This is a genomic window from Candidatus Pantoea multigeneris, assembly GCF_011752615.1.
Classification (GTDB): domain Bacteria; phylum Pseudomonadota; class Gammaproteobacteria; order Enterobacterales; family Enterobacteriaceae; genus Pantoea; species Pantoea multigeneris.
The window spans coordinates 110,417-132,905 of the sequence record NZ_VWXF01000004.1; the positions used below are offsets into that span (position 1 = coordinate 110,417).

Below are 22,489 nucleotides of genomic sequence, written 5' to 3' on the forward strand. Positions count from 1 at the left end.
TGGATTAAAACACTGAGCTGAAGGGGGCGAGTTCGACCTGAACTGACTTGATGCGGGTGTAATGTGCCAGAGTAGAAAGGCCGTTTTCACGCCCGACACCTGACTGTTTGTAACCGCCGACTGGCATCTGTGCCGGAGATTCTCCCCAGCTGTTGATCCAGCAAATACCGGCTTCAATCTGGTGGATGATGCGATGGGCACTGGCCAGGTTTTGCGTGACAACGCCAGCGGCAAGACCAAAGTGGGTTGCGTTGGCACGACGAATAACTTCCTCTTCGTCATCCCAGGTAAGAATGCTCATCACCGGGCCAAAAATTTCATCCTGCACTATACGCTGGTGGTCAGTACAGTCGGTGAAGATGGTGGGTTGGACAAAGGCACCGTTGGCGAACTCACCACGGGTTTCACGCTGACCGCCGGTCAGCAGGGTTGCGCCTTCCTGTTTACCCAGTTCAATGTAGTGCAGCACTTTTTCCATGTGTGAGAAGCTGACCAGAGGACCAAAGTTGGTTGCGGGATCGGTCGGCATCCCCAGACGAATGCGCTGAGCACGGACCAACAACGCCTGCTCAAAGGCCGCTTTCTGCGAACGATGAATAAATACCCGGGTGCCATTGGTGCAGACCTGGCCAGAACTGTAGAAGTTAGCCATCATGGCAATATCCGCAGCCTGTTCGATATCCGCATCTGGCAGGATAATCAGCGGTGATTTTCCGCCCAGCTCCATGGTTACCTCTTTCAGGCTCGACGCCGCTGCGCTGGCCATCACTTTTTTGCCGGTTTCCACCCCGCCCGTGAAGGAGATCTTTTCAATGTGAGGATGCTCAGTCAGCCATTGTCCGACTTGTGCGCCTGCGCCCTGTAGCACGTTAAACACGCCATCAGGCAAGCCCGCCTCGCTGTAGATTTGCGCCAGCTTCAGGGCCGTCAGTGGGGTGACTTCACTGGGTTTAAAAATCATGGCATTACCGGCGGCCAGCGCCGGAGCGGACTTCCACAACGCGATTTGAATCGGATAGTTCCAGGCCCCAATCCCGGCAGTGACGCCCAGCGGTTCACGGCGCGTGTAGAAAAAGCTGCTGTCACGCAGCGGATACTGTTGTCCTTCAATCGCCGTTGCCAGGCCGGCGTAATACTCCAGCACGTCTGCGCCGGTGACGATATCCACGGCCTGGGTTTCTGACAGCGGTTTACCGGTGTCCAGCGTTTCCAGTGCGGCGAGTTCATCGTTGCGTTCGCGCAGCAGTTCTACGGCACGTAACAGGATGCGGGCACGTTCAGTGGCTGTCATCGCGGCCCAGATGCGTTGGCCTCGTATTGCGCTCTCCACTGCACGCTCAACATCCGCCTCGCTAGCTGCCTGTACTTCTGCCAGCAATTCGCCATTGGCAGGGTTGAAGGTCTGGAATGTTTGATTGCCGGTGGCATCGCATAACCGGCCATCAATATAGAGTTGTTGCAGGGGAAACTTTGCCATTAGTGTGCTTTCTCCACAGAGTGAGTTGAAAGTTTTTGCGTAACATAGTCACGCGCAATTAAGCGGGCTTTTTCTACATCAAACTGATTACCTGTCAGGCTGCCGCGCAGCCACAGGCCATCGATCATCGCTGCCAGGCCGCGTGCGGCAGACCGGGCGTGTTGCTGCGGGAACACGCGAGCAAACTGATAACAGATATTCGAGAACAGACGATGATCGTTGATGTGCTGCAAGCGACGCAGGTCGTCGCAGTGCATGCTGGCGGCCCAAAAATCGAGCCAGACCCGCATCGAAGTTTCATTGGTCTGGCTGGGGTCGAAGTTGCCATCGATGATGGCGTACAGCTGCGACTGTGGATCGCCTTCTGCCTGCTGGCGACATTCCGCCACCGCGAGTTGCAAATCCCGCAGGATTTTGCGCATGGTGGCGTGGAGCAGGCCGTGTTTATCGCCGAAGTAGTGGCTGACCAAGCCCGTAGACATGCCTGCCTGCTTAGCCACCTGCGACATCGTGACGCCTGCCAGGCCGACATTACGTATTGCTTCAAAGGCAGCTTCAATCAGCTGCTGCTTGCGCTGTTCTGGAATTTCTTTGCGCACCAGGTTCTCTCCGTAGGGTTCAGGCTTTTATTTTATTCATTGATTGAATGATCAATCAATAGCGAATATGCTGCAAAAGTGTCATATAAATGTCGCCAGTTGTCATATTCGATGTAGCAAGAGCGGCTCTTACCACTCAGAACTCGGAACCTTCAACATGACAGTGATAAGTCAACAAACTGAAGAAACTCAACCACCTATACGTGTAAATCTCCCTGTTTTTATTGGCTCAGCCAGCGTTATTCTGCTGCTCAGTCTCCTGATTGTTCTTTATCCCCAGGCAAGCCAGACATGGCTAAATAAGGCTCAACTTTGGGTCTCAGATGTGTTTGGCTGGTACTACATGCTGCTGATGGTGGTGTGTATGGTGTTTGTCTTTTGGTTAGCATTGTCGCGATTCGGCCATCTCAGGCTTGGACGTGAAGATGAAAAACCTGAGTTTAGTTATCTTTCCTGGGTTGCGATGTTGTTCTCTGCCGGTATCGGTATTGCGCTGGTTTACTATGGCGCTTATGAACCGCTGGACCACTTCCTCGAACCGCCTGAAGGCCAGGGAGGCACGGTTGCCGCGGCCCGACAGGCGATGGCGATTACCTTCCTCCATTGGGGATTACACGGCTGGGCGCTGTATGCACTGATCGCGACGGCGCTGGCCTGGTTTGCTTATCGACGTGAGCAACCGCTGGCACTGCGTTCGGCGCTCTATCCGCTGTTTGGCCGCCGTATTCATGGCTGGCCGGGGCATCTGGTAGACAGTTTTGGCATTCTGGTCACGGTGATTTCGATGGTCACCAATCTCGGTATCGGGGCGCTGCTGGTCAATTCCGGACTCAATTATCTGTTCCACATCCCGCAGAATACCCAGGTATTGTTAATTTTAATTGTGGTGATGATGGCGGTCGCGACGCTGGCGGCCGTGTCTGGCGTTGAGAAAGGGATTGCTATGCTCTCTAACCTCAACGTGGTGTTCCTCTGCTTGCTGCTGCTCTTCATCTTTGTGACCGGACCGACGCTCACTTTGCTAAACGGGCTGTTACAGAATACCGGTGACTACCTGACTTCGTTAGTGAACCGCAGTTTTGATGTCTATCTGTACGGTAAAGCGAAGGCGTGGCAGGGAGCCTGGACTCTGTTTTACTGGGCGTGGTGGATTGCCTGGGCACCGTTTGTCGGTTTGTTCATTGCGCGTATTTCCAAGGGCCGCACCATTCGTGAGCTGATCTTTGGCGTACTGTTGATCCCGCTGGGTTTCACCCTGGCCTGGCTGTCGCTGTTTGGGAATACGGCGATTAATCTGGTGCTTGAGGGCGGTCAACATCTGCTGGGGCAAATTGCCATTAGCGATCCCCCGATGGCGCTGTTTAAACTGTTTGAATACCTGCCCTGGACCACTGCGATTTCTGGCTTCACCGTGGTAATCAGTTTTGTTTTGTTCCTGACACCGGTGGATTCTGGCACGCTGATGATTGCGAACCTTTCCAGCGTCGGCGGGACAGCCAGTGATGATGCCCCGGCATGGCTACGTATTTTCTGGGCGGTAGTGACCACGCTGGTGTGTGTAGGGCTGTTATCTGCGGGCAGTTTCAGCGCGATGCAAACGGCGGTGGTACTCTGTGGCCTGCCGTTTTCCGTGGTGATACTGCTTTATATGGTGAGCCTCTACCGCGATCTCCGTCAGGTAGAAATGACCCTGAGCGTGGCCATTCCACGGACTGAGTAATCCAATGAGCAAGGCAGTAACATCTGCCTTGCTCCACTTAATTGTGTTCCCCTGCATAACCTTTCCCTGTTAAAGCATTTTGTTTGCCCCGGTTGAATTATGATAATCACTCCCGTGTGGTTAATGACCATTTGGGGAAATGATGATAAGTGTTCAGGGAATAAATAAAAGATTTCATACCTTTCAGGCGCTCGCTGATATTAATTTCTCTGTGGCTCCGCAGGAAGTGGTCTCGATTATTGGTCCTTCAGGATCGGGAAAGTCGACGCTGCTGCGATCGCTAAATTTACTGGTCAAGCCTGACAGTGGAAAAATGGCGATTGCCGACATTAACGTCGATATGGCGAAAATAAGTCATCAAGAGATCAATAAAATCCGACAGAAAACATCAATGGTGTTTCAGCATTATAATTTATTTCGCAACAAAACGGCGTTGGAAAATATCACTGAAGTGTTGCGATATGGCAAAAAACTCAGTGCCAGGGTGGCGCGGGAGCAGGGGTTACATTACCTCAACACGGTGGGGCTCAGTAGTAAAGCCGATGCCTATCCAGCAACCTTGTCTGGTGGGCAGCAGCAGCGGGTAGGCATTGCTCGTGCGTTAAGCCTACAGCCTGAAGTCATTCTGATGGATGAGCCGACTTCCTCTCTCGATCCTGAAATGCGGCGCGGCGTGCTGCGACTGATTTCTGACATCGCCCAACAGAAACTGACGATGGTGATTGTGACGCATGAGATGAGCTTTGCCAGAGAAATCTCCGACCGCCTGTTTTTTATGGAACAGGGGAAAATCACCGCACAGGGTAACCCTGAACAATTTTTTAATCATGAAGCAAACAGCCGTATTGGTGCCTTTGTCAATGATTACGAAATTTAAATCTGAGATATAGCGCGATGAATTTTGATTTGATTTACATGTTTAAGGTGATCCCGGTTATTTTGACCTATCTCCCGATTACCTTAGTGATTTCTGTTGCTGCGATGGTGATATCCACCCTGATTGGTGTGTTTATGGCGGTGTTATTACGCCGTGGCAGGGTGCTTAAATCTTTAGCCGCGATATATATCTCCTTCTTTCGCGGTACACCGGTACTCGTACAGTTGCTGATTATTTATTTTGGCTTACCACAACTATTCCCGGTGTTGAACGCGATGGGGGCGATTTATGCGGTGATTATCGGCCTGGCGTTAAATACATCGGCTTATCTGGCAGAAATTTTTCGCGCGGGGATCGACTCGGTGGATAAAGGGCAAACCGAGGCGGCGCTGGCGAGTGGCCTCAGCCTGCCGGTGGCCTGCTGGCGCATTCTGTTGCCGCAGGTGTGCCGTAATGCCATTCCCGCGACCGGCAATGTTTACATTGGCCTGATCAAGAACTCATCGCTGGCGTTTACCCTGGGGGTCACCGAGTTACTTTCGGCGGGCAAACTGGCGGCGACTGAATCGCTGAAATTTTTTGAGGCTTACGCTGCGGTCGCGCTGGTGTACTGGGCGCTGACCATTCTGCTGGGAGAAGGGCAGCGGCGCTTAGAGAAGTATGTCGGTAAACCTTATAACAACTGAAACAGGAGTTTTACGCATGAAGCTGTTACATACCGGGGCTATTGTGTTGGCGGGTCTGATACTGAGCGGTTGTGATAAAACCGACACTGCGGCCTCTGGTCAGGAGGTGATTCGCGTTGGTGCGACGCCGGAAGGGTATCCTCATAACTTTCTCGATCACGGCCAGCTTAAAGGCTTTAGCGTTGACATCATCACGGCAATTGCCCAAAAAGCGAACCTGAAAATCGAGTGGGTAATGTCTGACTGGGTCGGGGTGCTGGGATCGCTACAAACCGGCAAGATTGATACGGTGGGCAACTTCGCCGATACCCCGGAACGGCGCAAACAGTATGATTTCACCACGCCATACTATTATTCCGCCGCGCAGCTCGCCGTCAGTAAAGATAATTACAACATACACGGACTGGCGGATATGAAAGGCAAAACCGTAGCCGCAGAGCTGGGTTCGAATTACGCCAACGTATTAAAGGAGTTTGACCCGCAAAATCAGATCAAACTGGTGACTTTTGAAGGGATGGATGTGGTCGCCAATGCGGTGGCGCAGGGCAAAGTGGATGCCTTTGTCTCCGGGCAGGTGATTTTGCTTGGCCAAATCAAACAGAAAGGGCTGCCATTGAAGGTTGTTGGTGAGCCATTTGGGGTGAAACCTGCTGCATTACCGTTCCGCAAAGATGCGCGCGGTGAGGAACTGCGTAAAAGGGTGGATCAGGCCATTCAGCAACTACGCGCCGATGGCACCTTAAAGAAAATTTCCCAGAAATGGTTTGATACCGATTTAAGCCAACCCCCCGCTAGCCATCAGGGAGATTGATGATGTCCTTACACCTGGCGCTATTTCTCGAAACTACGGGGTGTCACTACGCGGGCTGGCGCATGCCGGGTTTGCCTGAGGTGCCTCATCCTGCTGACTTCCGCCTGCTCAAGAGTCTGGCGCAGCAGGCAGAGGCGGCTAAATTCGATCTGGTGTTCATGGCCGATAAGCTCTCGGTAGATGACATCTATGCTGGCCACTTTGCCGATGCGGTACAGCATCGTGTCACCGAGCGGCCCGATCCCTTTTCGGTGCTTTCAGCACTGGCTGCCGTAACCGATCGGATTGGCCTGGCTGGCACCATTTCCAGTTCATTTGCCAGCCCTTTTGCTACTGCCCGCACGCTGGCAACGCTGGATCATATCAGTGCTGGCAGGGCCGGGTGGAATGTCGTCACCTCCACCAGTGCCGCAGAGGCGCGCAATTTTGGTCAGCAACTGCTCAGCCACGATCGGCGTTACCTGAAAGCGGAAGCTTTTATTCAGGCTGTCACGCAACTTTGGGATAGCTGGCAAGGTGATGCGATACAAGGCGATCGTGAACAGGGGGTGTATGCGGATGGCAGAAAAATCCGCTATGTCGATATCGATAATCAGTGGTTCAAGGTTAAAGGCCCGCTGAATATCTCCCGGCCGCCACAGGGCCATCCGGTCACGATTCAGGCGGGAGGTTCCAGCGCGTTCACTGAACTGGCTGCGCGACATGCCGACGTTATTTTCGCCGCCGAGAAAGCCGATCTTGCCAGTGCTAAAAGTTATTACGCCAACCTTAAAGCGCTGGTTGAACGGCAAGGGCGGCAAGCAGACAGCCTGAAAGTATTGCCTGGATTACAACCGATCATTGCTGCGACACAAAAAGAGGCGGATGAGCTGTTAGAAACGCTAACGCAGTTGCATCATCCGCTGGCAACGCTAACTCACCTTTCGAACACCATGGATTATGACTGGTCGCAGCACGCGCTGGATGAGCCAGTGCCGGACATTTCAGCCCAACTGGGCCGTCGTGAGCGTTTCTCACCGATGTTGAATCACGCCAGAGCAGAGAACATGACGCTGCGCCAGTTCACTAAGTGGGTGGCACGCAGTGGTTTCATTGTGGCAGGTACCGCCGAGTCGATAGCCGCCCGGATTGCACTCTGGTATCAGGAACGGGCCGTGGATGGTTTTGTCATCATGCCGCCTTATGTGCCTGGCGCGTCAGACGCCTTTTTCCAGCAAGTCGTACCGCTGTTACAGGAGCGCGGCATTTTCCGTACCGAGTATCAACATACGACCTTGCGCGGGCATCTTGGCCTCCCGGCAGTGTGATTGCCTTGAGCGACATAGGGAATTTGTCGCTACAATGACTCACTATCGCAAAATCTTATGCATATTGTTGGGGTTTTGTCGTTGAGGACGCTGGAGAGAGCATGTCGGTTTCGTTATTGCGGCAAAAAGCCGCGCTGTATGGATTAATGTTTTTGCCCGGATTCAGCTGGGCCAGTTGGGTGACACGGACGCCAGCGATGCGTGACACCTTGCACGCATCCACTGAACTGATGGGTTTGATCCTGTTTGGTTTTTCCTGTGGCTCTTTGTTTGGAGTACTGAGTGCGGGCAAAGTGACCCATCGTTTTGGTATTCGTACCGTGATGGCCGCCGGGTTTATTTTATTGCTGATGGGGCTGCCGGTGCTGGCGGCGGGCCTGGCGTTACAAAGCACCGCGCTGGCGTTTTTGGGGCTGGCTTTGTTTGGCGCAGGTACGGGCTGGATTGATATTTCAATCAATATTGAAGGCGCGGCGTTTGAGCAAAGCAGCGGTCAGACCATCATGACCACGCTGCACGGTTTTTTCAGTTTTGGCACGCTGTGTGGCGCGCTTCTTGGCATGGCGATGACGGCGCTAAATATCAGCACCGCACTGCACTTTAGCCTGGTGTTCGTGGTCGCCGTGTTGATGGCGTTGATGATGTGGCGTCAGTTTCCCTGGTCACAGCCGGTTGAAGATGAACATGCCGAGCAGGAAAATTATCTCACGCAGGTGAAAGCACAGCTGCGCGATCGGCGGTTGCTGTTACTGGGCGTGGTGATTCTGGCGATGGCGCTGGCGGAAGGGTCTGCCAACGACTGGATCCCGTTACTGATGATCGATGGTCATAACTTCGGCGCAGCGGCAGGGACATTGATCTATGTGGGTTTCACTGCCGGGATGACAGCCGGGCGCTTTTTGGGCGGTTTTCTGGTGGCGCTGTTTGGTCGGGTCTGGATGCTACGTGCCAGCGCAGCGTCTGCCGCAATCGGACTCGCGCTGGTGATTTTTTCCAGCCAGGCGTGGCTGGCGGCCGCAGCAGTATTGTTCTGGGGCATGGGCGCTTCCCTCGGGTTCCCGTTGACCATCTCAGCCGCCGGTGAAGGCAAGAACAGTGCGGTAAGAGTGACGATTGCTGCCACCTTAGGCTATATCGCGTTTCTCGTCGGGCCACCGGCGTTGGGCTTTATTGGTGAACACGCCGGGTTGCGGATGGCGATGCTGCCGGTGTTAATCATGGTGATTCTGGCGCTGTGCTGCTCAACTTCAGCACGGGATGAACAGCAAACACAGAACGCCTGATACGCGTAGTTTCCCCCTTTTTACTCGCCAGCAAAGTGCCTGTTAAGGACTTTGCTGGCCCCGTCTAATCTTCATACCTGATGCGCAGATGTCAGCTTATACTGACTGAACAGGTGGCAAGGTTCTCACCTGTCTGGGTTTTTGGCTGCTCAACAACTGACGGGAATCATCACTTTTTATGACCGCAAATAAACAGCCCCTTCCTGCTGCGATGCTGGCAGCGGCGGGCATTGTGTTTGGTGATATCGGCACTAGCCCGCTTTACACCCTCAAGGAATGCCTGTCGATCTTACCGGATGGACACATTTCCCCGACTGCCATCATGGGATTTCTCTCGCTGATTTTCTGGGGATTAACGCTGATCGTTACGCTTAAATATGTCTGCTTTGTGATGCGAGCGGATCATGATGGCGAAGGGGGCATTTTGACCCTGATGTCATTAGCCAGGCAGCATGTATCGGCGCGTGCCAGCCAAATCATCGTCTTAATGGGCCTGATTGGGAGTGCCTTTTTTTATGGCGATGGGGTCATTACGCCTGCTATCTCTGTACTTTCGGCCATAGAAGGGATCGAGGTGGTGGCACCCAAGCTGTCACATATTATTGTTCCGCTGTCTCTGCTGATTCTGGTCGGGCTGTTTATGATTCAAAAACACGGCACAGAAAAAGTGAGCCGGATCTTTGGCCCGATTATGCTGGTATGGTTTATCACCCTGGCGCTGCTCGGCGTGCGGGGCATTATGATGAATCCGACCGTGCTGTTGGCGATCAACCCGGCCTATGCGCTGGAATTCTTATTCAGCCATAAAGCCTTGTCATTTGCAGCGTTGGGCATGGTGGTGCTGGCGGTAACCGGGGCGGAAGCCCTGTATGCCGATATGGGCCATCTGGGGAAAAAACCGATACGTCTGGCGTGGATAGTGCTGGTGATGCCGGCGCTGGTGATTAACTACTTTGGACAGGGCGCGCTGGTATTAGCGCAACCCGAAGCGGTGCAAAACCCGTTCTATATCCTGGCGCCGGGTTGGGGGCAAATCCCCCTGATTGTGCTGGCGACGCTGGCGACAGTTATTGCGGCTCAGTCGGTGATCAGTGGCGTGTATACACTGACGCACCAGGCGATTCGCCAGGGCTTTTTGCCGCCAGTACGCATTATTTATACTTCGTCTACCGAATCCGGGCAGATCTATATTCCGGTGGTGAACTGGCTGTTGTTTGTCGCCGTGGCGGTTATCGTGTTGGCATTCCGCCAGTCTTCAGCGCTCTCATCGGCCTATGGCATCGTTGTTACCGGTACGATGGTGTTGACCGCGTGCCTCGTGTGCATTGTGGCGTTTAAAAACTGGCACTGGCCTTTGCCTGCGGTGCTGGCTTGCCTCGCTGTGATGCTGTTGGTGGATGTCACCCTGTTTAGCGCCAATCTGATGAAACTGCTCTCCGGCGGCTGGGTACCGGTGCTGCTGGCGTTTACCATGTTACTGTTTATGTGGATCTGGAGCAGTGAGCGTATCCGCCTGATCCGCCGTCTTGACAATGACCCCGTAGGCTTAAAAGCGATGATTCAGTCGCTGGAAGCCAATCCACCTCAGCGTGTGGCAGGCACCGCCATCTTCCTGGCGCGTAAAGAGTATGAAATCCCGCAGGCGCTACTGCATAACCTGAAACACAACCGGGTGTTACATGCGCGTACTGTGCTGCTGCACATCCGCACCGTTGATACGCCGCGTGTATACAACCAGCAGCGCCTGAGCATGCAGCAACTTTCACCCACTTTCTGGCAGGTGACGGCGGCTTATGGCTGGCACGAAGTCCCCTCAATGCAAGAAATTCTGCATTTATGCGGCATGGAAGGCTTTGGCTGTTCAGTTAACGAAGCCTCATTCTTTACTTCCCATGACACGCTGGTGATGAAAAAGCGCAAGGGGCTGGCGCGAATCAAAGGTGGGATCTTCCATTTCTTCCAGCGAAATGCTTTGCGGGTTCACGAGCAGTTCCGCATCCCGCCTAACCGGGTGATCGAGTTAGGTGGACAGAAAGAGTTTTAACCTGGAGCGGCAGGAAACGCGACGGCGTTTCCTGCACGGATGCCTTACTCAGGCTCGACGGCGTAGCTGTCTACCGGCGTGATTTTTTTGATCAGCTTGTTATCAAACAGGAATTTTTCGTACGCGTCGTAGCGGGCTTTGTCCAGCTTCGCCGGGTCGCGTGCAAACAGCGGCAGTGATGCCATCCATGCCTGATGATTGAAGTCGGTATTCAGTTCCGGGTGCGCGGCGGCAAACGCTTTCCAACTCTCTTCCGGATGCGCGTGCAGATAGTCACTGCCTTTTTTCAGCGCGGCGAGGAATTTCTTAATCCGTGGGTCGTTCACTTCGTCGCGGTTAGCAACGATGATCAGCTCATCGTAAGCAGGCACGCCATAATCTTCCACGTTGAACACCACTGGTTTTGCCCCCTGCATTTTCATCTCCAGCGCTTCAATATTGCGATAACCGCCAATCACGGCATCAACTTTGTGCGTCAACAGGGCGCTGGTGAGCTGGAAGTTAACATTGACCAGTTTGACCTCTTTGCCACTGACACCGTCGTGGGCCAGCATGGTGTTCAGCGTGGCTTGTTCAATCCCGCTGACGGAGAAACCGATGGTCTTACCTTTCAGTTCCGCCGGAGATTTAACCTTAGGATCGAGGGTAATTACCGTGTTCAGCGGCGTGTTGATTAACGTGCCCACGCGCACCAGCGGCAAACCTTCATCGGCGAAGAAGTGCAACTGCGGCTGGTAGGTGATGGCTAAATCAGCCTGTTTCGCCGCCACCAAGCGCGGTGGCAGTGAAGGATCGGAAGGTGGAACGATTTTCACGTCCAGCCCTTCTGCTTTGAAGGCACCGATCTGCTCTGCCACCATAATCGGCGCATGATCCGGGTTAACATACCAGTCGAGCATCAGTGTCAGTTTTTCCGCCGCATGCGCCTGGCTAATGCAGGCGGCTAACAGTAAGGTGGTCGCCGTTTTCTTGAACATGGTCTTTCCTTGGTAAAATTTTTAATGTGTATCCGGTGCCCAGCTAATCAGGCGGCGGAGCAGGGTATCGATCGCCACCCACAGCGCGATGGTCATCAAAATCAAAATAAACAGTGCAGCAAAGCATAAATCGCTCTGCATTCGGGCGTTGGCGTTCATCATGACGTAGCCCAGCCCCTCGGCTGATCCTACCCATTCGCCAATGATCGCCCCAATCGGTGCCACGGCGGCCGCCATGCGCAGTCCGGTGCCGAAGGCAGGCAAAGCGGCCATCAGCCGCACATGGCGCAGCTGCGCCCAGCCCGAAGCGCGCATGGTGCGAGCCAGATCAAGGTAGTCATTGCTGACGCGGCGCAGGCCGTCATAGAAAGCGGAAGTGACAGGAAAGAAAATCACCAGCACGGCCATAACCACCTTGGCACTCATGCCAAAGCCAAACCACAACACCAGCAGCGGGGCTAAGGCGAAAACCGGAATGGCCTGACTGGTGAGCACCATGGGCATCACCCAACGCTGCAAGCGCGGTGAAAACACCATACACAGCGCCAGCACACTGCCCAGCAACACACCGCACACCAGGCCGCTGAGAATTTCCATCGCGGTGACCAGCGTATGGTCGGCCAGATAATCCCGGTTCTGCCACAAGGCTTCGACCACGGCAGCAGGATTGGGCAAGAGAAAACGAGGAACGCCGCTCATCGTGACCAGCGTCCACAGCAGCAGTAAACCCGCAAAGACCACAGCCCCGCGCCAGAGGCGGTTCAGGCGAGAATCGGTTCTCTCCATTATTCGGCTCCTCGCAGAAGTTGTTGGGCTAACGCCCCCTGGCTGCGGAGCAGTTCAGGATCATCTAAGGCGCGCGGCGGTGTTCCTGCCAGCGTGTGTGAGGTGTCCAGTCCGGCAGGATGCGGTGACAGCACCAACAACTGGTGCGCCAGGCGACAGGCTTCCACCGGATCGTGAGTGATGAGCAGCACGGTGTGATCCTGTAGCAGTTCAGCGGCCAGGTTCTGTACCCGTGCGCGGGTTATCGCATCAAGGGCGGAGAAGGGCTCATCCATCAGGACAATGGGCTGACGTTCATACAGGGTACGGGCAATCGCGGCCCGCTGGCGCATCCCTCCTGAAAGCGTGTCCGGACGGGCATCACGCTGATCCTGCAAACCGACGCGTTCGAGCAGATGCAATGCCCAGTCGTGGTCCGGTTGCTCGCCACGCAGGCGCGCACCCAGCATCACGTTTTGTTGCACGCTCAGCCACGGGTAGAGCAGATCCTTTTGGCCCATCCACGCAATTCTGCCGCTGATGGGTAGCCCATCGCTGCCCATGACACTGCCGGATGTGGCTTGTGCCAGCCCGGCGATGATCCTGAGCAGGCTGGTTTTGCCCGCCCCGCTGGCCCCCAGCAGGGCGACGATTTGCCCGCTGGCAATATCGACACTCAACCGTTCGAAAATGGTGCGCTGACCGAAGCGTAAACAGAGATCGCGTACGGCGATACCCGGTGGCACTTGGGTGCGATTAAACGGTGGATTTCTCATTGCGCCGGTGCATCCAACCCCATTTGCCAGAAAGCCGCTTCGAGCCGGGTTGCAGTGTTAAAAATGGTGTTAAGTTCGGCCAGACGGCTCTCTCCCCCGCGCTGATGAGCCACTTTCTCCAGCAGATCAAGGGATGACTGCACGCCACGCAGATAAGCCTGATCGCCGTAGTTGCGGATCCAGTCAGCATACGGATTGCCTTCCAGCACCGTATTAGGGTCATTCAGCAGGCGTAAGCCAATTTCGGCATAACCGGCAACGCAAGGCATTAATGCCGCGAGCAGATCCAGTGCATCACCACGATGACCAATATCCAGCACATAGCGCGTGTAGTTCATGGTTTCAGCCGCTTCCTCCACCTGTTCCATCTTGCTTTCATTTAGCCCCCACTGCTGGCAATAAGCCACGTGCAGTGGCAGTTCATTCACGATGGCATTGAGGGAAGTTGTCGCCGCACGCATTTCCGGCAAGGTGGAGAATTTACTGACCAGCAGCGCATAAGCGCGGGCAAAGTGGATCAGGAACAGATAGTCCTGGGTCAGATAGTGGCGGAAAGCATGATGTGGCAGGGTGCCTGTACCGAGTTGCTGGACGAAATCATGACAGACATAGGATTGCCAGACGGAGCCAGCATTGCGGCGTAACTGACCATACAGGCCAGCATCAAACTGAGGAAGAAACATTGGACCTCCATTCGCTTTCAGGAGATCCGGGCATCCGGAGGTAAGAACAGGCAGTTGCACGTAGCAGGATTGCCGACCCGTCCCTTCGCTGGCATGACCCAGATCAGGTTCAAAGGGTTCGGTTTGCACCATCTCAGCCCATCACTGGACACCCCTCGGAGAGGCATTTTTTATACGTGATTCAGCGGGCGATTACAATCACCGGCAAGAGAAAAGCCGGGATTGAAAACCCCCGCAAAAAGCGGGGGTTTGAGCGGCATCAGAAGTGATAAGAGAGGCTGACGGAGTAGTTAAACGGCTGACCGTAGACCAGGTCATCATCCATGGAGGTGTAGTAACCACGATCAAACAGGTTTTGCAGGTTGGCCTGCACGGAAAGCTGTTTAGTCACGTCATAGCGTGCAAACAGATTAACCAGCGGGTAGCTGCCCTGATAGTAACGTTTGGTTGAGCCATCAACATAGGTCGCATCTTTATACACGCGGTTTTGCCAGTTTACGCCTCCGCCGACGGTGAGTTCCGGCAGCATTGGCAGGTTATAACTGGTGAACAGCTTGATCTCGGTTTCCGGCATATCACTGTTCAGGCGTGCGCCGGTATTGTCACGAGCCACGTAACGGCTGATGCCAAACGTCATTTTCAGGTTGTCAGTGACGGCACCATTCAGTTCAAACTCGGCCCCTTTACTGACGGTGCCGTTGGCGGTGGTATAGGCTTGTTCGCTGGAGCTATTCACGAACACACCATCCAGCGCCTGGGCGACGTTGCTTTGTTCCAGACGGAATACCGCCAGCGTTGCGGTGAGTTTGCCGTTGTACCAGTCTGATTTCAGGCCGGTTTCATAGTTTTTCCCGGTAACCGGTGAAAGATAATGGCCGTTGGCATCGCGATAGGTTTGCGGCTGGAAGATGGAGGTATAGCTGGCGTAGGCGGACCATGTGTCATTAATGTCATACACCAGGCCACCATACGGCGTGGTGTTATATTTGGTGACGTTACCGCTGCTACCGTGTGTGCTCCATTGGGTATAGCGTGCGCCAATGATCAACGAGAGCGGATCGGCCAGGGAGAAACGGGCGGCGGTATACATGGATTTCTGTCGCACGATATCATCAGAGTCCAGATACCAGTCGCCCCATGACGGTTCAGCCACGTCACCGTTCCAGTTGTTGATGTCTGGCATGGTGGTGTCACCGAAGTCACCATTTGAACTGTAATAGCGGTTGTGCTGGCGGCTGAAGCTGAGTCCTGCCAGCAGTTGGTGTTGGCGACCAAACAGCTCAATCGGGCCACTGGTAAAGGTATCTACAGAATCCAGATTACGTTTGCCCTGGTCCTTACTGCCAAAGGCGGATAAACCAAGGCCGGTTTGCGCATCGGCAAAATCTTCAAGGTAAATCAGTTTGTCATTCACGGTCGCCTGGGCATGGGTAGCATTGAGACGGAATACCCAGCCGTTGTCGAATTTCTGGTCGAGGTTAACAAAGACCTTGTGTGAGCTGAGGTCGTAATGTGTCCAGTCCGCTGAAGGGTTGGTACTGCGGGCAAAGTGGGTTGGTGCGCCGTTGCTGTACCAAATAGGCAGCCCGCCCCAGGTTGGGTTCGCGGTCTGGCTCTCCTGGAAGTCATAGCCCAATGAGAGCGTCGTGCTGTCGGTCAGGTCCGCATCGACCACGCCATACAGGAACTCTTTGCGCTTGTGGTAGCGGTCTAACCAACTGTCCTGATCCTGATAACCCGCCACTACGCGGCCACGCACCGACCCCGTGCTGTTGAGGGGACCGGACAGGTCGGCAACATAGCGTTGATTGTTCCAGCTACCATAACTGGCATAGAGATCGCCGGTGAAGGTTTTGCTATCGGCACGTTTGCGCACCATATTGACCGACGCGCCTGGACTGCCCGATCCGCTCATCAGGCCATTGGCACCCCGCACAACCTCAATTTTGTCATAAATAGCCGAGTCTTCTGCGGCGTCGCCGAGGTTCCAGGTATCACTGACCGAAGTTGGGATATCGTCGTAGCTGTAGCTGGTGATCTGATAGCCGCGAGAGTAGTAGCTCGAACGCTCGCTGTCATACAGGCTGGCCGAGATACCGGTGGTATTCGTGAGAACATCGCCAACCGTCTGCAACTGCTGATCTTTCATGCGCTGCTGTGTCACGACCGTCACAGATTGCGGTACATCTCGTGGTGCCAGTAGCAGCTTTGTACCTGCACGCGTGACCTGCTCGGTGTAATCCTTTTTATCGCTGTCATCACTGCCCGCGACGCTGGCATCGACCACCAGATCCTGCGAAGTTGCTGCTGTGGTGGTGGCTGTGCTACTTGCTGCCAATGCTGCCAGCGGATTGAACAGCGCATTGACAGAAAGGGCTAATAAAGACCACTTGAAGCTTGTTTTGACACCGGTGGTTTGCAGACCGGTGCCGGTTTCCCTGCTTTTGAAAGACATATTCACTTCCCTAAAAGGAATGTAGGTTTTATGGCGTGATGCCGACCAGGTATGGGTTTTCCTGCCAACTATTGCATGTTACCCACAACCGGTATCGTTCTCTTATGAGAATCGCAATGATAATAATTAGCCTTTGAGTCGTCGCGACATTAGTGCAGGCAAGGTGTAACAAAAATTGACGAAAATGCGCTGGGGGCATGTCGATTTACTTACTGGTTGATAATACGTATGCTTCTCATTCTTTTTGACGTCTGCATCGGTAATTTTGCTGGATGCAAAGACCTCATTATTCAAGGGAGTTCAGCATGAAAGCGTTGTTCAAGCCGCGTCATAGCGCGGCGGCTCTGGCGGTGGTTGCCGCCTTTACTTTGTCAGCCTGCCAGGCACCCGCACAGAAAACTCAGGCCCCTGCAGTTGTGGCTGCTCCAGCGAAAGCGGCAGACAGTCAGATAACCAAAGCCACACTGGGCGATGGTCTGTATGAAATGGCGCTCTCTGGCCAGAACAACGCACTGTTTGTTGCCAGCGCGCAGTCATTCAAAGATGTGAACGGTGGGGTGATTTATCGTCTTGATCCCGCTACGCTGAAAATCACCGGTGAAACCCACACCGACCTGAAAAACTTCGGTATGGCGAGCAATCCAGATGGCAGCGAAGTGTTTGCCACCAATTCACTGGATGGCACTGTCTCTAAAATTGATGCGAAGAGCGGTAAAGTCCTGCAACGTCTGGAATTTAGCGAACGCAGCAAAGATGGCGATCACTACGGTGCCCGTGAAATTTTCTGGCATAAAGGCGATCTGTTTATTGGTGGTGTCGGCGACCCAGGCGTGATTTGGGTGGTTGATGCGAAGACCATGAAGCTGAAAGCGCGCATCAAAAATGCCGGAAAATGGGTAACCGGGATTATTTATTCCCCAGTGACCGACCGTATTTATGCTGCGAACGGCGGCGGTGAAGTGCTGGTTATCAACCCACACAGCCACAAGATTGAAAAACGCTGGACACCGGGTGATGGTAAAGAGTACCTGCTGTTGAACCTGGCAGAAGATCCGGCCACGGGTCGTCTGTTTGTAACTGACGATTCTAAGGCGAAAACCACGCTGGTATTCGACGAGCACACTGGAAAAGTGATTAAGCGTATTGAAGGTGATGCCCTGGGTATCAAGTTTAATGCGAAACGCAATGAGATTTATATCAGTCAGCGTGAAAGCCAGAAAGTATTGCAGCTGAATGCCACCACACTGGCAGTAAAAAATAGCTGGTCGTTTGACACGCATCCAAATAGCCTGTTGCTCTCTGCTGATGGTGAAACGCTGTATGTCACGCTGAAACAGGACTTCAATAAAGACAACACCACAAAAGGCCCTGATAGCGTTGTCCGTATTGCGCTGAAATAAGGGTTGTCTGGCGGCAGCTAAGGCTGCCGCTACAGCTTCTGCACATCACTCTCCCTTGCCGCCAGGCTGTTCACACTCGATAAAAATATTCAAGTTAAATATAAAATAATTTGAATGGCATTTAATTATCAATAAACTTCACTGCGTGTAAAAGAGCCAACTTATAATCATAGACCATGCAAAAAAATTAGCGCTGAGAGTGCCGTTTTTTTTACAAAAAAAGCGTCATTTATTTTTCACTTTACTTACATACCGTTTCGCTAGCTATTTGTTACACTGGGAAACTGATTTCATAATATAAAAGGACTGACCTTATGGTTATTCAGCGGCTTATGATTCCCGCGCTGGTTTTGTTGTTAAGTGCTTGCGATAAACCTGCAACGGATTCTGCAACCCCGCCCGCGACGGAAGTCGGTGTGGTTACGCTTAAAGCCCAGCCTGTTGGGCTATCCAGTCAGTTAACCGGACGCGTGACCGATTCAATGGTTTCAGATGTTCGCCCTCAGGTTGATGGCATTATTCTTAAGCGTCTTTTTACCGAAGGTGATGAAGTAAAAGCTGGCCAGGTGCTATACCAGATTGATCCGGCCAGTTATCAAGCGACGTACGATCAGGCGGTGGCACAGTGGAAAAACGCCGTTGCGATTGTCAAAAGCAGCAAACTGAAAGCGGAACGTTATAGTGCATTAGTGAAAGAAAACGGTGTCTCGCGTCAGGATGCCGATGATGCAGATGCTACTTACCAACAAAACCTCGCCTCAGTCGCGCAATACAAAGCAGCGGTTGAAAGTGCGCGTATTAATCTCAACTACACCGCAGTGCGAGCGCCTATTGCTGGCCGCATCGGTATCTCTTCTGTAACGCCTGGCGCACTGGTTTCAGCGGCCCAAACGACGGCACTGGCAACCATTCGTGCCCTCAACCCGATCTATGTGGATTTAACACAATCCAGCGTGCAACTGCTCAAGCTGCGTAAAGCGCAAACGGCCCAGCATCAGTCAAATGAGATCGTCCCCGTAACAGTCACGCTGGAAGATGGTTCCACCTATCAACATCAGGGCAAGCTGGAGTTAGTGGAAGTCTCTGTTGATGAGTCTACCGGTTCTGTGACCTTGCGTGCAGTCTTCCCGAATCCTGAGCATGAACTGCTGCCTGGCATGTATGTGCGTGCTGCCGTAAGTAACGGGACGCGTCAGGATGCGATACTAGCGCCGCAGCAGGGCATTACGCGTGATGCCAAAGGTAATGCCACGGCGCTGGTGGTGGATAAAGACAATAAAGTTGAGAGTCGTACCGTCGTGACCGACCAGGTGATTGGCAGCAACTGGCTAGTGGATAGCGGGTTGCAGAGCGGCGATCGTCTGATTGTCCAGGGCACGGCTAAAGTTCAGGCTGGTATGACGGTGAAACCGGTAGAAACTGACAGCAGCACCACCAACGATAGCGACGCGAGCGGAGGCAAGTAAGATGCTGGCTCAGTTTTTCATACGCCGCCCGGTCTTCGCGTGGGTGATCGCCATTGTGATTATGCTGTTCGGCATAATCAGTATTCAAAGCCTGCCGGTTGCGCAGTACCCTGACGTCGCGCCACCGCAAATCAGCATTCAAGCCACCTATACCGGTGCCTCAGCGGCAACGCTGGAGAGCAGTGTTACCCAGGTTATTGAACAGCAATTAACCGGGTTGGATGGGTTGCTTTACTTCTCTTCCAGCAGTACTGCTTCCACCGGGCAGGTCAAGATCACCGTGACGTTCGCCCAGGGAACTGACCCGGATATCGCTCAGGTTCAGGTACAGAACAAAGTTCAGCAGGCGGAAAGCCGACTGCCAGATGCGGTGACCACACAGGGGGTTACGGTCGAGAAGGCACAAAGTGACTTCTTGTTGATCATGGCGCTGTATGACAAAAGCAACAAAAGTAACTCTGCTGATGTTGCCGACTATCTGGTCAGTAACTTCGAAGATACGCTGGCGCGTGTATCTGGGGTTGGTGGGGTACAGGTGTTTGGTGCAGAGTACGCGATGCGTATCTGGCTGGACCCGGTCAAGCTGGCTGCCTACTCGCTGATGCCTTCGGATGTGGAAACCGCCATTGAAGCGCAAAACACCCAGGTCTCTTCCGGGCAATTAGGGGCACAACCGGCCAGCAAAGAGCAGCAGTTAGTGGCGACGGTGCAGTCTCGCTCGCGTCTGCAAACGCCAGAGCAGTTCCGGAACATTGTGCTGAAAAGTAAAACGGACGGTTCGGTCGTGCATCTGAGCGATGTGGCTCGCGTTGAGATGGGCGCGGAAGACTACAGTGCAGATGTGCTGGCTAATGGTCATCCTGCTTCCGGTATCGCGGTGCAATTGGCTTCAGGCGCGAATGCGTTGACCACTGCGGAGAAAGTGAAAAGTACCGTCGCAGAACTCGAACGCGGTATGCCTTCTAACTATGTGGTTGCGTATCCGCTGGACAGTACCGATTTCGTAAAAGTCTCCATTGAAGAAGTCGTAAAAACGCTGGTTGAAGCGATTATTCTCGTGGTTATCGTGATGTTTGTGTTCCTGCAAAATATCCGTACTACGTTAATTCCCGCGATTGCCGTCCCGGTGGTTCTGCTCGGTACGTTTGGCGTGCTGGCGGCCTTCGGTTATTCCATCAACACCTTAACCATGTTCGGTATGGTGCTAGCGATAGGGCTGTTGGTGGATGATGCCATCGTGGTGGTGGAGAACGTGGAACGCGTGATGCGAGAGCAACATCTGCCACCACGGGAAGCCACGGAAAAGTCCATGCGCGAAATCACCGGTGCGTTAGTCGGGATCGCGATGGTGCTGTCGGCGGTATTCCTGCCAATGACCTTCTTTAGTGGTTCGACCGGCGTTATTTATCGCCAGTTCTCCATTACCATTGTCTCTTCTATGGTGCTTTCAGTGATTGTCGCATTGACGCTGACGCCAGCGCTGTGTGCCACCTTGCTCAAGCCACATGACAAAGACAAGAAAGAGGGACGTTTCTTCGCCTGGTTTAACCGCAATTACGAAAAATTGCAGGGCAAATATCACCATCGTGTCGCACATGTGATCCACAGCCGGGCGCGCTATTTATTACTGTATGCCATTGTGTTGGCGACCTGTGCAGTGATTTATATCAAGCTGCCTACTGGCTTCCTGCCAACGGAAGATCAGGGCTACATTATGGTGCAGTACACCCTGGCACCAGGTGCTACGGAAAACCGGACCAATGCGGTGCGTGACCAGATTCAGCACTATTTCGCGACGGAAGAGAAAGATAACGTCAACGTCAGCATGCTGGTTAACGGCTTTAGTTTTGCCGGTAGTGGGCAGAATGCCGGGGTCGGGTTCATCGCGCTGAAAAACTGGAGCGATCGTAAGGGCAGTGAAAATAGCGCGGATGCCATAGCCGGTCGCGCCATGATGAAGCTCTCTTCCATCCGTGACGCACAGGTGTTTGTCCTGTCACCACCCGCCGTTTCCGGTTTGGGGCAGTCTAATGGCTTTACGTTTGAGCTCCAGGCGAAAGCAGGCACCAGCCGTGATGAACTGCTGAAGATGCGTAATCAGCTGATTGCTGAAGCGAACAAAGACAGCGCGATGGCGAACGTGCGTGCTAACACCTTGCCAGACCTGCCACAGTTGCAGGTGGATATCGATGATGAAAAAGCGCAGTCACTGGGGCTTTCAATCAGCAATATCAACAGCACGCTCAGTGCCGCCATTGGCGGAACTTACGTGAATGATTTCACCGATCGCGGTCGTGTGAAAAAAGTTTACATGCAGGGCGATCAGCAGTTCCGTAGCAAGCCAGAAGATATCAATCAGTGGTTTGTCAGTGGAACAGACAGCAGTGGTAACACGGTGATGGCACCGTTCTCAGCGTTCTCAACTTCACACTGGGCGTATGGCGCGGACGCACTGTCACGCTACAACGGCCTGGCTTCTTATGAGATTGAAGGGGAAGCGGGTGATGGGGGAAGTTCAGGGGATGCGATGACAGCCATGGAGAAGCTGGCCGCGAAATTGCCTGCGGGCACCACATACTCGTGGAACGGTCTCTCTTATCAAGAGCGTCTGTCGGGCAATCAGGCCATGTCTCTGTATGGGCTGTCGTTGATTGTGGTGTTCCTCTGCCTTGCTGCTCTGTATGAAAGCTGGTCAGTGCCGTTCTCTGTAATGATGGTCGTCCCGCTGGGCGTTGTGGGAGCACTGCTGGCCGTTGCGGTACGCGGCCTTGAAAACGACGTGTATTTCCAGGTAGCGCTGCTCACCATCATTGGTCTTTCAGCGAAGAACGCCATCTTGATTGTTGAATTTGCAGAGGAAAATTATCGTAAAGGGGAAGGGCTGATTGAGTCGGCCATTCACGCCGCATCCATGCGTTTGCGCCCCATCATCATGACTTCGCTGGCCTTTACCGCCGGGGTTCTGCCACTGGCTATCTCCAGCGGTGCGGGCGCTAACAGCCGCATCGCCATCGGTACAGGTATCATCGGGGGTACGATTTCTGCGACCGCATTGGCGATTTTCCTGGTGCCGCTGTTCTTTGTGATTGTGCGCCGAGTCTTCCCGTCTGTGCCTTATGGACATGGAAAAGTGACTGATACTGCCGCGCAGGAGGAGAAATAA

At 53.6% G+C, this 22,489-nt stretch carries 17 protein-coding genes and 1 riboswitch; of the genes, 10 read left to right on the forward strand and 7 right to left on the reverse strand.

Features of this window, described 5'->3' with window-relative positions:
- Positions 1–4: 4 nt before the first annotated feature.
- Positions 5–1,477, reverse strand: coding sequence for a betaine-aldehyde dehydrogenase (gene betB / locus F3J40_RS11345; RefSeq protein ID WP_167014677.1), 1,473 nt, complete (start codon positions 1,475–1,477; stop codon positions 5–7).
- Entirely contained in the window at positions 1,477–2,079 is a 603-nt protein-coding gene (betI, locus tag F3J40_RS11350; protein WP_167015141.1) for a transcriptional regulator BetI, read from the reverse strand. The genes betB and betI overlap by 1 nt, the downstream gene beginning before the upstream one ends.
- A 154-nt stretch (positions 2,080–2,233) precedes the next feature.
- On the opposite strand from betI, the gene F3J40_RS11355 reads away from it, so the two are divergent.
- The 7 genes from F3J40_RS11355 (at position 2,234) to kup (ending at position 10,804) form a co-directional block, all read left to right on the forward strand.
- Positions 2,234–3,796 (forward strand): BCCT family transporter, encoded by a 1,563-nt coding sequence (locus F3J40_RS11355; protein WP_167014679.1) that lies wholly within the window; start codon positions 2,234–2,236, stop codon positions 3,794–3,796.
- Between the two features lie 142 nt (positions 3,797–3,938).
- On the forward strand, positions 3,939–4,673 hold the full coding sequence (locus tag F3J40_RS11360) for an amino acid ABC transporter ATP-binding protein (protein WP_167015143.1): 735 nt from the start codon (positions 3,939–3,941) through the stop codon (positions 4,671–4,673).
- Between the two features lie 17 nt (positions 4,674–4,690).
- Positions 4,691–5,359: an amino acid ABC transporter permease gene (locus tag F3J40_RS11365; protein WP_167014681.1), complete on the forward strand. Its 669-nt coding sequence runs from the start codon at positions 4,691–4,693 to the stop codon at positions 5,357–5,359.
- Positions 5,360–5,375: 16 nt separating this feature from the next.
- Positions 5,376–6,170, forward strand: coding sequence for an amino acid ABC transporter substrate-binding protein (locus F3J40_RS11370; RefSeq protein WP_167014683.1), 795 nt, complete (start codon positions 5,376–5,378; stop codon positions 6,168–6,170).
- A complete protein-coding gene (locus tag F3J40_RS11375) occupies positions 6,170–7,477 on the forward strand; it encodes an NtaA/DmoA family FMN-dependent monooxygenase (protein WP_167014685.1) in 1,308 nt (435 codons plus the stop codon). Before F3J40_RS11370 ends, F3J40_RS11375 begins: the two co-directional genes overlap by 1 nt.
- A gap of 101 nt (positions 7,478–7,578) precedes the next feature.
- Positions 7,579–8,760 carry an MFS transporter gene (locus F3J40_RS11380; protein ID WP_167014687.1) on the forward strand — a complete coding sequence of 394 codons (1,182 nt, stop codon included), beginning with the start codon at positions 7,579–7,581 and terminating at the stop codon, positions 8,758–8,760.
- A gap of 178 nt (positions 8,761–8,938) precedes the next feature.
- Positions 8,939–10,804 carry a low affinity potassium transporter Kup gene (gene kup, locus F3J40_RS11385; RefSeq protein WP_167014689.1) on the forward strand — a complete coding sequence of 622 codons (1,866 nt, stop codon included), beginning with the start codon at positions 8,939–8,941 and terminating at the stop codon, positions 10,802–10,804.
- Positions 10,805–10,848: 44 nt separating this feature from the next.
- On the opposite strand, the gene F3J40_RS11390 is transcribed toward kup, so the two are convergent.
- The 5 genes from F3J40_RS11390 to fhuE form a co-directional block, all read right to left on the reverse strand.
- Complete coding sequence (locus F3J40_RS11390; RefSeq protein ID WP_167014691.1) at positions 10,849–11,781, reverse strand: ABC transporter substrate-binding protein; 933 nt, start codon at positions 11,779–11,781, stop codon at positions 10,849–10,851.
- A gap of 21 nt (positions 11,782–11,802) precedes the next feature.
- Positions 11,803–12,567 (reverse strand): ABC transporter permease, encoded by a 765-nt coding sequence (locus F3J40_RS11395; protein WP_017348258.1) that lies wholly within the window; start codon positions 12,565–12,567, stop codon positions 11,803–11,805.
- A complete protein-coding gene (locus F3J40_RS11400) occupies positions 12,567–13,322 on the reverse strand; it encodes an ABC transporter ATP-binding protein (protein WP_167014693.1) in 756 nt (251 codons plus the stop codon). The genes F3J40_RS11395 and F3J40_RS11400 overlap by 1 nt, the downstream gene beginning before the upstream one ends.
- Positions 13,319–14,005 carry a thiaminase II gene (gene tenA / locus F3J40_RS11405; RefSeq protein ID WP_167014695.1) on the reverse strand — a complete coding sequence of 229 codons (687 nt, stop codon included), beginning with the start codon at positions 14,003–14,005 and terminating at the stop codon, positions 13,319–13,321. The genes F3J40_RS11400 and tenA overlap by 4 nt, the downstream gene beginning before the upstream one ends.
- 63 nt (positions 14,006–14,068) lie before the next feature.
- Positions 14,069–14,171: riboswitch (TPP riboswitch) on the reverse strand.
- Between the two features lie 93 nt (positions 14,172–14,264).
- On the reverse strand, positions 14,265–16,460 hold the full coding sequence (fhuE, locus tag F3J40_RS11410; protein WP_167014698.1) for a ferric-rhodotorulic acid/ferric-coprogen receptor FhuE: 2,196 nt from the start codon (positions 16,458–16,460) through the stop codon (positions 14,265–14,267).
- Between the two features lie 305 nt (positions 16,461–16,765).
- Here fhuE and F3J40_RS11415 point away from each other — a divergent pair, with 305 nt between their 5' ends.
- The 3 genes from F3J40_RS11415 to F3J40_RS11425 all read left to right on the forward strand — a co-directional run bounded on the left by F3J40_RS11415 (position 16,766) and on the right by F3J40_RS11425 (position 22,489).
- Positions 16,766–17,860: a YncE family protein gene (locus F3J40_RS11415; protein WP_167014700.1), complete on the forward strand. Its 1,095-nt coding sequence runs from the start codon at positions 16,766–16,768 to the stop codon at positions 17,858–17,860.
- Positions 17,861–18,174: 314 nt separating this feature from the next.
- Positions 18,175–19,326 carry an efflux RND transporter periplasmic adaptor subunit gene (locus F3J40_RS11420; RefSeq protein WP_167014701.1) on the forward strand — a complete coding sequence of 384 codons (1,152 nt, stop codon included), beginning with the start codon at positions 18,175–18,177 and terminating at the stop codon, positions 19,324–19,326.
- A 1-nt stretch (position 19,327) separates the two neighbouring features.
- On the forward strand, positions 19,328–22,489 hold the full coding sequence (locus tag F3J40_RS11425; RefSeq protein WP_167014703.1) for an efflux RND transporter permease subunit: 3,162 nt from the start codon (positions 19,328–19,330) through the stop codon (positions 22,487–22,489).